Raw genomic sequence first — 14323 nt, 5'->3', positions numbered from 1 at the left:
GGCGCCGGCAACCAGGCGAACGCCGGCGGCGACCAGGCGGTTTCATGCCCGGACTGCGGCGCGTCTTCTGCTGCGCGGGCGGCGAATGTTAGGATAGCGCTTTCATCTCCAGCATCCAGAGGAAGCAATGACCGTATTCGCCATGCCCGTCTTCGACGCCACCGTCATCTACGAAGGCAAGGAACTGTTCAAGGGCCGGGGTGCGGCAAGCATGTGGGCCGAGAAGCTGGCCAAAGAAATCGAGTCTCCCGTCACGGTGGAGAAGATCGGCACCGGCTGGGCCCTGTGCGGGAAGGTCGACGGCATCGACTGCCGCTGGGGCATCCACGGCCAGCGCCTGAAGCGCCTGGACTGAGCCGGGCGCCAGGCACATGTCGCCCGCATCGCTGACCATCTCGCGCATTCTCCACGCCGGCTACGTGTTCGAATGCGCCGGCACCCGGATCGCCTTCGACACGATCTTCGAGAACCCGTTCAGCCGCAACTGCCACGCCTTTCCCGAGGTCCGCTTCGACCGCGACCAGATCCGGCGCCAGCGGTTCGACGCCGTCTTCATCTCCCACTTCCACGACGACCACTGCTCGCTGGAGAGCCTCGACCTGCTGGACCGCGCGACGCCGCTGTACATCTACTGCATCTTCGAGGAGCTGTTCGACATGGTGCGCCAGCTCGGCTTCACCGAGGTGCATGCCTTGCGCCTGGACGAACCGGTCGCGGTCGGGGCTTTCCAGGTGGTGCCGCGCGAAGCCATGGATGCCGACGTCGATTCGATCTTCCAGGTAAAGGCCGCCGGGCTGAATGTCCTGAACGTGGTCGATTCCTGGATCGACGACGCGATCCTCGCCAGGCTCGCCGCGGAGGGGCCGTGGGACATGGTGCTGTGGCCTTTCCAGACCATGCGCGAGCTCGAGGTGCTGGCGCCAACGCGCGCCGTCGCGGCGCCGCCCGCGCTGCCGGAAGAGTGGCTGGCGCAGCTGAAGACGCTCGATCCGCGCTACGTCGTGCCGAGTTCCTGCCAGTTCCTCCAGGAGCCGTGGTCGTGGTACAACCGGGCCTTCTTCCCGATTTCGTACGCACGGTTCGCGCAGGAGGTGAGGGCGGCGCTGCCGTCCTGCCAGGTGGTGCGGCTGGACCCTTCGGTCTCGGTGCTGCTGGACGCCGGCTCGCTGCGGCCGGCGGCGCCCCTGGCCTGGGTGATTCCGGTCGGCGACCAGGATGTCGACTACGTGTATGAAGGGAATGCGGCGCCGCCTCCCACGGCCGAGATCGCGCGCCATTTCGCGCCGCTGACGGCGCCGCAGCTGGCGCGCGTCATGGAATACTGCCGCACGGGCCTGCCCGGCAGGTACGGCGCCACCGAGGCTTCCTCCGACTATTTCGACCAGCCGCGCATCTGGCAGCTGTCGGTGTGGGATCACGCGGGCCAGGCGACGCGCCTCCGCTACCGGCTCGAGCCCGGCGGCGGCGCGACTCCGGACGACAGCGCCGCGCCGCCGGCCTGGACCACCGACATCCCCGCCGCCAAGCTGTATGCGGCGCTCGAACTCGGCGAGTCGCTGACCTCGATGTACATGCGCATCAACGATGCCGTGTTCGATGCCGGCACCGAGCGCGCGCTGGCGCAGGCCGAGGTGGTCGACGATCCGCTGATCCGCTGCCTGTTCGGCGATACTTTCGGGGCCTACCAGGCGGCCCAGTTGCGCCGCCTGCTCGCACCCTAGAGCACTCTGACTGTTGTCCCGCCTCAAAGCCCTCCCCCGGGTGAGCACTAGTATTTTCTTGTTGTTAATTTCGTTGCCGCAATAGGGAACGCCAATGAGGAAATCAAACGTGCATGGCTTCGCAATCCGCCGGCAGCGCGGCGCCATCGGCATCATGGTGGCGGTGCTGCTTCCCTTGCTCATCGGTTTCCTGGGCCTGGCGCTCGAGCTGGGACGGCTGTACAACAGGAAAGCCGAGATGCAGGCCGTGGCCGATGTGGTCGCCATCTCTGCCGCAAAAAAACTGAATGGAACCAGCGACGGTATCGACGCGGCGCTCGCGGCGGCCCACGACGTGGTCGAAAGCGGGGATGGCTCGACCACGATGCCTTATTACGGCTATTGGCAGACGATGACGTTTTCCGACGGCGCGATCGCGTTCGCCAAGTCGCCGGATGGCGCATGGATGGACGCCGATGCGGCCAAAGCCGCGCCGGCGGGAATCGCTTACGTCAAAGTGGACACGAACCGGCTGGATGTCGACTACGGAACGGTCGCGCTGATGTTCATGCAGTTCCTGAGCAAGCGGGAATCGATGACGGTGGCGCATATCGCGATCGCCGGCCGCCATGCCCTCAAGGTCATGCCTTTCGCACTGTGCGCGATGCACAAGGACCCGGCCAATCCCTTCAAGGAAAGGGTGAATGCGGCCGGCTATTCCGAACTGACCGAGTATGGCTTCCGGCGCGGGATCAGTTACAACCTCATGAGGCTCAGCCCGAATTCGTCGACGCCGGTGAGCTATGTCATCGATCCCGTCAGCCTGCCGCCGAAGACCGGCGACTTCTCGGCAAACATCATCGGCGCGTACGTCTGTACCGGCACCGTCGATCTGCCGGGCGTGATCGGCCGGACGCTCAACCTGCAAAGCGGCTTCCAGGTCGACAAGTACTTCAACCAGCTCAATTCCCGGCTGAATCTGTCGAATAACCAGTGCAGCCCGGCCTCGGCGCCGCCGGATGCGAACGTCAAGCAGTTCACCTTCGGCACGAATACCTGGATGACCAATCCGAACCGCCAGGTGGCCCAGGGGGCGACGTCCACGAGCCGGCTGGAGACCATTGCCGACCTGGATCCGCCGAACGACCAGACACCGGCGCTGTACGGGCCGCTCTGGGTCTTTTCCCGGCCGGTTCCCTGGTCGGCTTATACGGCGGGGCAGGCCGAGCCGGCAAAAGGTTATGCAACGTTCGACGCCACGGTGCCCAACTGGAAAGCCTTGTACAGCACCGGACCGGGCCTGAAAACCTATCCGACGGACCCCAGGACCGGGCTGCAGTCGCCGCCATATTTCACGCAGGTGAGCGGTCCGTCGACCAACTACCCCGGGGTTGCCTACCGGCGGGTACTGAACGTCCCCTTGCTCGATTGTTCCGGCGGCGGCGCGCCCGGAAAAGTGCTTGCCCTGGGGCGTTTTTTCATGACGGTGCCGGCCGATGCGAATGGCATCTATGCGGAGTTTGCCGGTGTCACCTTTCAGGAAGAACTTGCGGGTTCCGTGGAGCTGATGCAATGAACAAGCCAGTGCGCCGGATGAAAAAAAACGAAGACGGCTCGGTGGCCGTCGAATTCGCTGCCGTCCTGGGAACCATCCTCATTCCCTTGCTCGCGGCGGCCTTGTTCTTCGGCCGCTTCTTCTGGCACTACACGGTGGCCGAAAAGGCGGCGCACGATGCTGCCAGGTTCCTTGCCTCGGCCAGCCCGACGGAGATGAAAGTGCAGTGCGTCAGCACCCGGGACGCGTGCATCGTCAGCGCCGCGCAGAACCTGGCGTACACGGAAATCGACGAACTCAATCCCGGCTCGGCCTTGCCCCAGGTGACCGTGTATTGCGACGACCAGCGATGCCCCGTGAACCGGGGCTCCGCCGTGCCGAAGACGGTGGCCGTCGATATCCTGATGACGGTCGAAGATCCGTTTTTGACCGCGGTGACCTCTTTTTTCACTCCGGACAAGGGATCGATCGCCATTCCGATCAACGCGACCGCAAGAAGCTATTATGTCGGCAATTAAATCGCGCCAGGCCAGGCCGCAGCGCATCGGCAGGCCCCGCCAGGACGGCGCCGCGGCCGTGGAGTTTGCCGTCGTCGCGCTCGTGTTCTTCACGGTCGTGCTTGGGATCATCGAGTTTGCCCGCGTCATGTATATGTACAACACGCTGGCCGAGGTCACCCGCAGCGTGGCGCGGGATGCGGCGAATCTCTCGTTCACGGATGGGAATGGGCTGACCCTGGCGCGCAAGCACGCGGTCTTCGACGAGGCCGGTGGCAAGCTGCCTTTCGGCAGTCCGATCACCGCCGAGAATATCCGGATCGAGTACCTGTACCTGCCCGCCAAGGCGGACAGGCTGGAGCTGATTCCGGACGGGGCCATGCCAAGTTGTCCGGCAAAGAACAGGCTCAATTGCATGCTCGACCCGAACAGCGCCAGCTGCATCCGCGCGGTCCAGGCCCGCATCTGCCAGGAGGGCCAGGGCGGCGACAAGTGCACGCCCGTGCCCTACGAACCACTGATTTCGCTGATCGATCTGCCCCTGAAACTGCCGACATCGGTGACCATCGTGCATGCCGAAACCCTCGGATACAAGGCGGGAGATCTACCCTGTCCTTAATGCGCCTCAGGAAGCGATGCGGTGCTTGATGGCGTAGCGTATGAGTTCGGCGTTCGATGCCAGTCCCATCTTGGTGAGAATGCGGGCGCGATAGGTGTTCACGGAACTGATGCTGATGTCGAGCTTGCCCGCGACCTGCTTGACCGACAGGCCCGTCGCGAGCAGGGCGAGTACCTGGGCTTCCCGTTCGGTCAGCAGTTCGTGCGGACTCGGCGCTTTCGGCGCCGTCAATTCGCGGGCCAGCAGGTCCGCCAGCGCTTCGCTCACGTAGTGGCCGCCGGCGCGCACCTTGCGCACCGCCTTCTCGATCACATCCACGGTCATGGATTTGCTGATGTAGCCGCTTGCTCCTCCGCGCAGGCAGGCGACCCCGAACTGATTCTCCGGATACAGGCTGATCACCAGGACCGGGACCTGGGGAAACCGTTCGCGCACGGTCCGCAGGGCCGCCAGCTCATGCTCCGGGTTCAGGGTGAGGTCGAGCACGACCAGGTCGGCCTGCTGTTGCGCGAGGGCGGACAGCAGGGACGGCATGTCCCATGCCTCGCCGGCCACCACGATGTCATCCGCGTGCGCGAGCGTCTTCTTGATGCCTTCGCGGATGAGCTGGTGATCGTCGGCCACGACAATCCTGATCATGATTTCCCCCTGGTTGCCTGCCCCGCGCAGTGCGATGTGTTGCGTTACTGCAAGTCACAATGATGATTGTAAGCAAGATAATGCTTGTCTTCCTGTCGTAGAAACCACGACAGCTCACATATCCACCGCGACCTGCCGCTCCTAGGAGGAAATGGGCGTACCCGGTCCGCAGCGTCGCTCTGGCGATGTGGCCGCATCATTGCTGTGACAGGATTGTCGCAAATTCTGCGAGCATGTCGCGCCACATTGTTCTATATCCTTGACACATCAGCCTGATTCCTCAAGAGCCCGCCGAATTCTTCGGGCGCTACGCCATGAAAGCAGCCAAACCAGACCATACAGGGATTCCAGACCGCCGCGCCGCCGCGCCGGAGGAGGCGGGCGCATTGACCGTGCCCGCTTTCCCCGAAGCGGACGTGGCGCTGGAATGGTTCGAGCACGCGCCCGGTTTCGTCGCGTTTCTCGCCGCTCCGGACCTGGTGTTCACCCATGCGAACGATGCCTACAAGCGCCTGGTAGGACGCGAGCACCTGATCGGCTTGCCCTTCCATGTCGCCTTGCCGGAAGTGGCCGAACAAGGGGTGACGGAGATGCTGAACAACGTCATCGTGCGCCGTGAAAGGCATGTCGAGCGGGCCTATGCGGTGCATCTCGGCGGCGCCGACGGCGGGTCGCAACTGCGTTATGTGGACTTTGTCGTGCAGCCGATTCCCTCGCGCGACAGGAAGAGCGTCGCCGGCCTGCTGATCCAGGGCAGCGATGTGACCATGGAAACGATTTCGCAACGCGACCTCCAGTTCAGCCTCACGCACGACGTCCTGACCAAGCTGCCGAACTACGCACTGTTCCGCGACCGGCTCGCGCACGCCTTGCAGCGGGCCGCGCGTGCGCAGCGCTCGGTCCAGCTGGCGGCCTTCGACCTCGACATGTTCAAGCGCGTGAATGCCTTGCTCGGCCGCGAGTGCGGCGAGCGCATCCTGTGCGAAGTGGCGCAGCGCATCGGGCGCGTGGCCGGCCCAGGGGCGACGATTGCGCGTGAAGGCGGGGACAAGTTCCTCCTGCTGTTCGAAGAGGAGCAACAGGCCGACGCGGCGCGCCGGATCCAGGAGGTCGTGAAGGCCCTGGCGGAACCGTTCGACCATAAAGGACACGCCGTGTACGTGACCTGCTGCGTCGGCGCTGCGACCTTCCCCTTGAGCGGCCAGACCGCCGACAGCCTGCTGCTCGCCGCCGATCGCGCACTGGGCCGCGCCAGGGAAGCGGGGCCGGGCATGCTGCGCTGGGACGATACCCCGCCGGACGGCGCCGAGCTGGAGCGGCTGCATCTTGGCTTCGCCTTGCGCGAGGCGCTGGCGCGGGAGGAGCTGCAGGTCCATTACCAGCCCCAGGTCGACCTGGTGTCCGGCAAGCCCTGCGCCGTGGAAGCGCTGGTGCGCTGGACCAGGGATGGCGAGAAGGTCCCGCCGACCACCTTGATCGGCGTCGCGGAAGAGTGCGGCCTGATCGGCGACCTGGGCGACTGGGTGTTGCGCACCGCCTGCGCCCAGGCCGCGCGCTGGCGGGAGATGGGCTTCACGGAATTACGGGTCGCGGTCAACCTGTCGGCCCGGCAGTTCTCGATGCGCAATCTGGAAAGTTCCATCGTCAACGCGCTGGCCGACACGGGCCTGCCCGCCGACTGCCTCGACCTGGAGTTGACCGAAGGCTTGCTGATGGAAGACCTGGAGCGCGCGGTCGAAAGCCTGTTTGCACTGCGAAAGCTCGGGGTGCGGCTGTGCCTCGACGATTTCGGCACCGGCTATTCCAGCCTGGCCAACCTGCAGCGCCTGCCGATCGATGTCCTCAAGATCGACGGCTCCTTCCTGCAGCGCGTGCCGGAGGCGGACGACGCGTCGGCGATCGTGGACGCGATTGTCACGATGGGACACAGCCTGGGCATGCGGGTTCTTGCCGAAGGGGTCGAGCGCGAAGCCCAGTGCGACTTCCTGTCGCGCCACATGTGCGACGAGGTGCAGGGTTACTACGTGTCCGAACCGGTTCCGGCGGACGCCATGACCGAGTTCCTGCGCGGCGGCTTCGGGCTGGCGCCGCACCTGCTGCGCTTCAACCGCACCCAGCCCACGCTGCTGCTGGTGGATGACGAGCCGAGCATCATTTCCTCGCTGCGGCGCCTGCTGCGCGGCGACGGCTACCGGATCCTGACGGCGAACAGCGGGATCGAAGGCCTCAAGGTGCTGGCGGAAAACGCAGTCGACGTGATCGTGTCCGACCAGCGCATGCCGGAGATGACCGGGGTCGAGTTCCTGCGCACCGTGCGGCAGCTCTACCCGGACACGGTGCGCATCGTCCTGTCCGGCTTTACCGAGCTGCAGACCGTCACCGACGCCGTCAATGCCGGGGCGATCTACAAATTCCTGACCAAGCCCTGGGATGACGAGCAGCTGCGCGGCCATATCCAGGAGGCTTTCCTGTACGGCGCGATGGCGAACGAGAACCGCCTGCTGACGCTGCAGGTGCGCACCGCCAACCAACAGCTCGCGGCGGTGAACCGCCGCCTCGAGACGGTGCTGGCGCAGGCGCGCAACGAGATCGAACGCGGCGAGATCAGCCTCGACATCGTGCGCGAGGCGCTCAGCAACGTGCCGTTGCCGGTGCTGGCGAGCGACGATGCGGGCACCATCGTGCTGGCCAACCGCGCCGCGCTGGACCTGTTCTCCGGGCACGGACCGCTGCTGGGTTGCGACGTCCGCCAATTCTTTCCCGCTTTTCCCGCCCGCTTGCCGGAAGGGTCCGCATTCACGTTCGAACATCGGGTGGGCGACCAGCGCTGCATCGCCGACCTGCGTCCGATGGGCAGCGGGAGCCAGTCGCGCGGCTGGCTGATCGCCATCGCCGCACACCAAGCCGGTCGCCAGGGGGGCGCCAGCATCATGAAGCGTTTCCGCATCGTTCCCATCGCCGAGGCCGCGGAAGGCATGTGCCTGCACCAGGAGATCCGCGATCGGGCCGGGAATGTCCTGCTGCCCAGGCTGACCGCCCTGACCGGGGCGCTGATCGGGTCCCTGCTGCGGCGCGGGGTCGCGGCGCTGGCGATCGTCGACGACGCGCTCACGCCGGAACAGCTCAGTGCCGAGCGCGTGCGCGTACGGCAGCGACTGGCCTGGCTGTCGCGCCATGCCGGAAGCGGTGCGGCGAACCTGGTGCTGCGCGACGTCGTCGAAGAATATCGCCTGGGGGAGTTGTCCTGAAGATGCTGGATATCGGCCTGATGGTGAAGCGGATCCGGGACCTGCCGAGCTTGCCGTCCATCGTGCTCGACCTGATCGCATCCTTCGAACGCGAGGACCTGGATGCCACGGTGCTGGCGGAAAAGATGTCGCGCGACCAGGCGCTGGCAGCCAGGATGCTGCGCCTGGCGAATTCGTCGTTCTACGGCCTGCCGGCGAAGGTCAGGACCGTCAGGGACGCAATCGTCGTGCTCGGCTTCGACAGTGCGCGGGCGCTGGCGGTGGCCGGCAGCGTCATCGAGACCTTCAGCGGCGACGCCTACCGGCGGATCGACGTGGCCGGATTCTGGCGCCATTCGATCGCGACCGCGCTGGGTGCGAAGAACCTGGCGCGGCATGCCGGACTCGACCAGGACGCCGCCTTCATCGCCGGCCTGCTGCACGATATCGGGCGGCTGGTGCTGGCGTCCAGCTTCCCGGACCACTACGCCCAGGCGCTCGACTACTGCGCGCACCACGACACGACCATGAGCGAGGCCGAGCTGCACGTGTTCGGCATCGATCACCAGCGCGCCGGCCAGATGCTGGCGCAAGCCTGGCAGTTCCCGGCGCCGATCCAGCGTGCGATCGGGCAGCACCACGCGCCGGCCGCGAGCGACCTGTGCGCCGTGCCCGGCGTCGTGCACGCCGCGAACGCGATGGTGCAGGCACTGGACCTGGGCGGCGGCGAACACATGGCGGTGCCGCGCCTGCTCGACGCGACCTGGGACAGCCTCGGCCTCGCGCCGGAACAGTTGCGGACGGTCTGCCGCGAAACCGAAGCGCAGTTCGAGGAAGCATGCCTGCTTTTAATGTAGAGCCAGAAAAAAAATGATAGACAATCTTGAGACGGCGCGCAGCGACGGGACCGTGCCGCGCCGGGAGTCGGTCGAGGCGCAGCTGCTGCGCCGCAACCAGGAACTCACGGAACTGAACGAAAAGCTGTCGCGCGCGCAGGAACAGCTGCTGCAGTCGGAAAAGCTGGCGTCCATCGGCCAGCTGGCCGCCGGCGTGGCGCACGAGATCAACAACCCCATCAGTTTCGTCTTTTCGAACTTCGGCACCCTGCAGACCTATGTCGCCGACCTGCTGCGGGTGCTGGTCCAGTACGAACGGGCCGAGGAGTTCATCACGGACCCGGACATGGTGCGGCAGATCGCGGCCCTGCGCCGCCAGGTCGATCTCGATTTCCTGATGGACGACGTCCCGGTCCTGATGAGCGAATCGCGCGAGGGCATCGAACGGGTGCGCAAGATCGTGCAGGACCTGAAGGACTTCTCGCGCGTCGATGCGTACCAGGATTGGCAGTGGGTGAACCTGCACCATGGGATCGACACCACGCTGAACATCGTGAACAACGAGGTCAAGTACAAGGCCGATATCGTCAAGGAATACGGCGACATCCCCGAGGTCGAATGCCTGCCGTCCCAGATCAACCAGGTGATCATGAATATCGTCGTGAACGGTGCGCAGGCGATCGACGGGCCGCGTGGGCGGATCACGATCCGGACCGGCGCTGGCGGGGACCATGTGTGGATCGAGATCGCCGATACCGGCTGCGGCATCCCGAAGGCGATCCAGTCGCGCATCTTCGATCCCTTCTTCACCACCAAGCCGATCGGCAGCGGGACGGGCCTGGGCCTGTCGCTGTCGTATGGCATCATTCAAAAACACCGTGGCCGCATCGACGTGCAGAGCGAGCCCGGGGCCGGCACGGTATTCCGGATCGCGCTGCCGATCAGGCATGAGGACGCACAAGACAAGCCGGAGGAGAATCCATGAACCTGAGCGCCGCCGCGAGGTCGGACGCACCCGCAGCCACCATCCTGTGCGTCGACGACGAGCCGAATATCCTGGCGGCCCTGCGCCGCCTTTTCCGTCGCGAGAACTACCGCGTGCTGGTCGCCAACGGGGCCAGGGAAGGGGTGGCCGTGCTCGAGCAGGAGCAGGTCGACATCGTCATCTCCGACATGCAGATGCCGGAAATTAACGGCACCGAATTCCTCGAAACCGTGCGCCAGCGCTGGCCTTCCACCTTGCGCCTGCTGCTGACCGGCCACGCCGATGTCCAGTCGACCATCGGCGCGATCAACCGCGGCGAGATCTACCGCTACATCACCAAGCCCTGGGATGAAAACGCGATGCTGCTGGTGATCCGCGACGGGCTGGAACGCCAGGCGCTGGAACGCGAGAAACGCCGGCTGGAGGAGCTGACCAGGGAGCAGAACGAGGCGCTGCGCGAACTGAACGCCACGCTGGAGCAGCGGGTGCGCGACCGGACGGCGGAACTGAACGCCGCCCAGACCTCGCTGCAGGCATCGCACGAGCGGCTGAAGACGAACTTCCTTACCCTGATCAAGATACTCTCGAGCATGGTGGAAATGCGCGGCGGGGTGATGGCGGGGCATGGCCGCCGGGTCGCCGACCTGGCGCGCCGGATCGCCCAGAGGATGGGCCTGCCGGCGCGCGAAGTCCAGGACGTGTTCGTGGCCGGCCTGCTGCACGAAATCGGCAAGACCGGCCTGCCGGACAGCCTGCTCGGCATGCCCGAGTCCCTGATGAAAGGGGATAACCTGGGGCGCTACCGCAAATACCCCCAGCTCGGCGAAGAGCTGCTGATGCCGCTCGACGAATTGCGCGAGGCCGCGCGCATCATCCGCGCGCACCGCGAACGCTTCGACGGCTCCGGTTTTCCCGAAGGCGTCGCCGGCTTCGACATTCCGCTCGGCGCACGGGTGCTGGCGGTGGCGCGCGACTTCGAGGCTTTGCAGCAGGGCCTGCTCGTCCAGCAGCAGGTGGATGCGAAACGGGCCACCGACCTGGTCGTGGAAAGCAGGGGCAAGCGCTACGATCCCGGCGTCGTCGAGGCCTTCTACGATATCCGGACCGGGCGCAGCATCGGCGACGAAATCGCCGAAATCGCGATGGGCGTGGCGCAGCTGAAGCCGGGCATGGTGCTCAGCCGCGACCTGATTTCTTCGGAAGGCGCGTTGCTGCTGTCCGCGGACCATGTATTGACCGAGCGGATGCTGAAGCAGCTCGCCGAATTCGAGCGCAGGTCGGGTGTCGAACTGCAGCTCTTCATCAAGTCAGGAGGAACGGATGCGCCGCATTCTGATTCTTGATGACGAATCCGCGGTCCTGAATGCCTTGCGGCGCGCGCTGCGCTCGGCCTTCCCGATGGAGGCCGTCGTCATCGAAACGTTCGACGAACCCGAGGCCGCGGTGCATCGCGCCGGCGAACAGGACTTCGATGTCGTCATCTCGGACTACCGCATGCCGGGCCTCAACGGCGCCGATGTGCTGCAACTGGTGAAGGGCTTGCAGCCGGACGCCGTGCGGATCGTCGTCAGCGCCAGCACCGAGTCCGGCGACATCATCGCCGCGGTCAACCGGGCGGAAGTGTTCCGCTACCTGGCCAAACCGTGGCAACATGAGGAGCTGATCGGGACGGTGCGCGAAGCCTTCGGACGCAGGGACAGCGCGATGCTTGGGAAGCCGGGCCGGCCGCCGGCGCACGGGCCGGACGTCGAGGCCGACCACCTGGCGCTCGGCTTGCAGCAGATCGAGCTCGAACACCTGGAGCTGGAAGAGCCGGGAACAGCGCGCGTGGAATGGGATGAACATGGAAATATTCGCCTGGTCTGATCCGACATGACAGTCTCTCCTTTCGAGCATGCCCCCAGCGTCGTGCTGATCGATGCCGGGCCTGCGCCGCACGACGGGCTGGCGCAGCGCCTGCGCCGGCGCGGGGTCGCGCTGCATCGCGCATCGACGGCGCGGGAAGGCGTCGCGCTCGCACTCACGATCCGGCCCGATGTGCTGGTGCTGGTGCCGGGCGAAGCGGAGGAGGAAGCGGGCGGTCTGGGGCTGCTGCGTGCGCTGCGGCGCGAGGAAGCGCTCGAGGCGGTGCCGGTGATCTTGCTGTCGGCCGGATCCGATGCGGCGGCGCGCAGGCGGGCCTTGCGGAGCGGCGCGAACGATGTGGTGGCTGTCCCCTGCGATGCCGGAGAACTGGCCGAGCGCATCCAGGCGCACCTGCGCATGGGACAGGCGTGGCGCGCGGCGCTGGAAGCGGCGCGCGGCGAAGAGCGCCGGCGGCTGGCGCGCGCAGTCCATGACCGGCTCGGGCAACTGCTGACTGCCGCGAACATCGACCTGCGCCTGCTGGAACGGCGCACGCACGACGGCGAGGTCCCGCCGTCCGGGGAACTGCTGCAGGAATTGCGCTCGGCCCGTTCGAGCATCGACCAGGCGATCGCATCGGTCCAGGACATCGCGCAGCTGCTGCGCTCGCCCGAGCTCGGGGCCGGCGGCCTGGCCGCGGCCTTGCGCGACGAAGCGGAGCAGGTCCGGCGCCGCTTCGGGCTGGACTGCCGCTTGCGGCACGCCGCGGCCGGCTACGTCGAGCCGCCGTCCTCCGTGGCGGCCGAACTGCTGCGCATCTGCCAGGAAGCCCTGACGAATGTGCTGCGCCACGCCGGCGCGACCCAGGTCCAGCTACAGCTTGCGGTACGCGGCCGGAACCTGCTGCTGCGCATCTGCGACGACGGCGCGGGGATCGCCCGCGGCGCCGCGGACGCGCCGGCGGCAATCGGGATCGCCGGGATGCGCGAGCGGGCCGGCGGCATCGGCGCCAGCCTGCACATCTGCGGCAGGCCGGGCTGCGGGACCATCCTGTCCGTCCGGCGGCGCCTGGCGCTTCCCTGACACGGACTGTCATGTTTTCGCAACCTGTGCAGGCGGGACGTTGGAGCAGGATTGTTTCAGTATTACAATTAATTGCATTAAAGAATCATTGGTTCGTCCGCGAGCCAGTGCCCAAACACCGTATGCCGGGAAGTAAAATCTCATGAAGAAATGGATGTCTCGATTGATTGGCGGCGCAGACAGCGACCAGAAGGCGTCCACTGCCGCCGCCGCGGAAGACGGTGAAGACCAGGCGCAGCGCTCGCAACGCATCAGCGGCGAAATCGATGCCGCCTACTACCGTTGGCTGACCGGGCCGGCCGCGTTCAACGCGCCTGCCGAGATGGAGACCCGGATCCTCGACGAAGTCCAGGCCCTGGCCGGCCGGCCCGCCGACGCGGCCGGCCTGGTGCCGCGCGTCCCCGAGGTGATTCCGCAGCTCTTGCGCAGCCTGAACGACGAGGACTCGTCGGCCGCCGAACTGTCGCGCCTGGTGGCCCAGGACGTGGTGCTGACGGCGGAAGTCATCCGCGAGGCGAACAGCGCCTACTACCGGCCCATGAGTGCGGTAAAAACCATCGAGGCCGCCATCATGATGCTCGGCCAGAACGGTTTGCGCATGTTGCTGGCGCGCGTCGGGTTCCGGCCGGTCATCAAGATGCAGTCGGATGGCTTCTCGCGGCGCGTGGCGCCCCAGATCTGGAGCCAGTCCGAAAAGTGCGCGCTCGCCGCCAGCCTCATGGCGCCCGGCCTGACCGCCGGCGTGTTCGAGGCCTACCTGGCCGGCCTGATGCAGAACGTGGGCCTGGTGGTCGCGTTCCGGCTGGCCGATCGGGTCTGCGAAAACGGCAAGGTGCCCGTGTCCGGCGAGTTCGGCGTCAGCCTGCTGGCCCGCAGCCGGCAGCTCTCGGCGGAGATCGCGAAGCACTGGGAATTTCCGCACGATGTCGCCGACGCGATCGCGCAAGCCAGCGACCCGGGCGAATCCAGCCTCGCGCTGGCGCTCAGGCAGGGCGACCGCATCGCCAAGCTGCGCCTGCTGCTCGACGGCGCCATGTTGGGCGAAGATGACGCACTCGTTGCCGAAGGGCTCGACAGCTTCCAGCGCCGCTGCCTGGGCAAGCTGAGCAACCTGGAAAGCTGAGGGCGCCGCCCCTTTCCCCCGTCGTCACGGCCATCCACATGGCCCCAGCCCGGCCCGCGCGCCGGGCTGCACTGCTACCTCCCTCCAGAAATCCGGTCTACGCAACGCTGCATGCCTGTCGTTGATTGCGTGCAACATTTCGCCTGTCTAGAACGTCGTTCAATTCGTGACATGCAATGCGATTATTGTGACATGTGCTGTCAGGCATCTGCCG

At 66.1% G+C, this 14323-nt stretch carries 13 protein-coding genes; 12 read left to right on the top strand and 1 reads right to left on the bottom strand.

The window, feature by feature from the left end; genetic code table 11:
* Window positions 1–127: 127 nt before the first annotated feature.
* The 5 genes from AC3A6M_RS14345 (at window position 128) to AC3A6M_RS14325 (ending at window position 4371) form a co-directional block, all read left to right on the top strand.
* The gene (locus AC3A6M_RS14345) at window positions 128–355 is read left to right on the top strand and encodes a hypothetical protein (RefSeq protein ID WP_487853391.1); all 228 of its coding nucleotides are present in this window, start codon (window positions 128–130) and stop codon (window positions 353–355) included.
* Window positions 356–371: 16 nt separating this feature from the next.
* A complete protein-coding gene (locus tag AC3A6M_RS14340) occupies window positions 372–1721 on the top strand; it encodes an MBL fold metallo-hydrolase (RefSeq protein WP_487853390.1) in 1350 nt (449 codons plus the stop codon).
* 109 nt (window positions 1722–1830) lie between these two features.
* A complete protein-coding gene (locus tag AC3A6M_RS14335) occupies window positions 1831–3276 on the top strand; it encodes a TadE/TadG family type IV pilus assembly protein (protein WP_487853389.1) in 1446 nt (481 codons plus the stop codon).
* The gene (locus tag AC3A6M_RS14330) at window positions 3273–3773 is read left to right on the top strand and encodes a TadE family protein (protein WP_487853388.1); all 501 of its coding nucleotides are present in this window, start codon (window positions 3273–3275) and stop codon (window positions 3771–3773) included. The genes AC3A6M_RS14335 and AC3A6M_RS14330 overlap by 4 nt, the downstream gene beginning before the upstream one ends.
* Window positions 3760–4371, top strand: a complete 612-nt coding sequence (locus AC3A6M_RS14325; RefSeq protein ID WP_487853387.1) for a TadE/TadG family type IV pilus assembly protein — start codon at window positions 3760–3762, stop codon at window positions 4369–4371. The genes AC3A6M_RS14330 and AC3A6M_RS14325 overlap by 14 nt, the downstream gene beginning before the upstream one ends.
* 6 nt (window positions 4372–4377) lie before the next feature.
* Here the strand turns inward: AC3A6M_RS14325 and AC3A6M_RS14320 are convergent, their stop codons facing one another.
* A complete protein-coding gene (locus tag AC3A6M_RS14320) occupies window positions 4378–5010 on the bottom strand; it encodes a response regulator (protein WP_487853386.1) in 633 nt (210 codons plus the stop codon).
* Window positions 5011–5324: 314 nt separating this feature from the next.
* On the opposite strand from AC3A6M_RS14320, the gene AC3A6M_RS14315 reads away from it, so the two are divergent.
* From AC3A6M_RS14315 to AC3A6M_RS14285, 7 genes are all read left to right on the top strand, one after another.
* On the top strand, window positions 5325–8258 hold the full coding sequence (locus AC3A6M_RS14315) for an EAL domain-containing protein (RefSeq protein ID WP_487853385.1): 2934 nt from the start codon (window positions 5325–5327) through the stop codon (window positions 8256–8258).
* Window positions 8259–8260: 2 nt separating this feature from the next.
* Window positions 8261–9094 (top strand): HDOD domain-containing protein, encoded by an 834-nt coding sequence (locus AC3A6M_RS14310; protein ID WP_487853384.1) that lies wholly within the window; start codon window positions 8261–8263, stop codon window positions 9092–9094.
* Window positions 9095–9107: 13 nt separating this feature from the next.
* On the top strand, window positions 9108–10058 hold the full coding sequence (locus AC3A6M_RS14305; protein ID WP_487853383.1) for an ATP-binding protein: 951 nt from the start codon (window positions 9108–9110) through the stop codon (window positions 10056–10058).
* A complete protein-coding gene (gene nosR, locus AC3A6M_RS14300) occupies window positions 10055–11401 on the top strand; it encodes a response regulator c-di-GMP phosphodiesterase, NosR family (RefSeq protein WP_487853382.1) in 1347 nt (448 codons plus the stop codon). The genes AC3A6M_RS14305 and nosR overlap by 4 nt, the downstream gene beginning before the upstream one ends.
* Window positions 11379–11924 carry a response regulator gene (locus AC3A6M_RS14295; RefSeq protein WP_487853381.1) on the top strand — a complete coding sequence of 182 codons (546 nt, stop codon included), beginning with the start codon at window positions 11379–11381 and terminating at the stop codon, window positions 11922–11924. The genes nosR and AC3A6M_RS14295 overlap by 23 nt, the downstream gene beginning before the upstream one ends.
* A 6-nt stretch (window positions 11925–11930) precedes the next feature.
* Window positions 11931–12986: an ATP-binding response regulator gene (locus AC3A6M_RS14290; RefSeq protein WP_487853380.1), complete on the top strand. Its 1056-nt coding sequence runs from the start codon at window positions 11931–11933 to the stop codon at window positions 12984–12986.
* A 154-nt stretch (window positions 12987–13140) separates the two neighbouring features.
* Window positions 13141–14109, top strand: coding sequence for an HDOD domain-containing protein (locus tag AC3A6M_RS14285; RefSeq protein ID WP_487853379.1), 969 nt, complete (start codon window positions 13141–13143; stop codon window positions 14107–14109).
* The last annotated feature ends 214 nt before the right edge of the window (window positions 14110–14323 follow it).

This window comes from Telluria sp. Soil_C_11 (assembly GCF_057657395.1).
This window is presented reverse-complemented; position numbering and strand designations above follow the sequence as displayed.

What these genes read in the sequence shown, in the direction of transcription:
- AC3A6M_RS14345 (WP_487853391.1), top strand. Translation starts at nt 128, where the DNA reads ATGACCGTATTCGCCATGCCCGTCTTCGACGCCACCGTCATCTACGAA.
- AC3A6M_RS14340 (WP_487853390.1), top strand. Translation starts at nt 372, where the DNA reads ATGTCGCCCGCATCGCTGACCATCTCGCGCATTCTCCACGCCGGCTAC.
- AC3A6M_RS14330 (WP_487853388.1), top strand. Translation starts at nt 3,273, where the DNA reads ATGAACAAGCCAGTGCGCCGGATGAAAAAAAACGAAGACGGCTCGGTG.
- AC3A6M_RS14325 (WP_487853387.1), top strand. Translation starts at nt 3,760, where the DNA reads ATGTCGGCAATTAAATCGCGCCAGGCCAGGCCGCAGCGCATCGGCAGG.
- AC3A6M_RS14320 (WP_487853386.1), bottom strand. Translation starts at nt 5,010, where the DNA reads ATGATCAGGATTGTCGTGGCCGACGATCACCAGCTCATCCGCGAAGGC.
- AC3A6M_RS14315 (WP_487853385.1), top strand. Translation starts at nt 5,325, where the DNA reads ATGAAAGCAGCCAAACCAGACCATACAGGGATTCCAGACCGCCGCGCC.
- AC3A6M_RS14310 (WP_487853384.1), top strand. Translation starts at nt 8,261, where the DNA reads ATGCTGGATATCGGCCTGATGGTGAAGCGGATCCGGGACCTGCCGAGC.
- AC3A6M_RS14305 (WP_487853383.1), top strand. Translation starts at nt 9,108, where the DNA reads ATGATAGACAATCTTGAGACGGCGCGCAGCGACGGGACCGTGCCGCGC.
- nosR (WP_487853382.1), top strand. Translation starts at nt 10,055, where the DNA reads ATGAACCTGAGCGCCGCCGCGAGGTCGGACGCACCCGCAGCCACCATC.
- AC3A6M_RS14295 (WP_487853381.1), top strand. Translation starts at nt 11,379, where the DNA reads ATGCGCCGCATTCTGATTCTTGATGACGAATCCGCGGTCCTGAATGCC.
- AC3A6M_RS14290 (WP_487853380.1), top strand. Translation starts at nt 11,931, where the DNA reads ATGACAGTCTCTCCTTTCGAGCATGCCCCCAGCGTCGTGCTGATCGAT.
- AC3A6M_RS14285 (WP_487853379.1), top strand. Translation starts at nt 13,141, where the DNA reads ATGTCTCGATTGATTGGCGGCGCAGACAGCGACCAGAAGGCGTCCACT.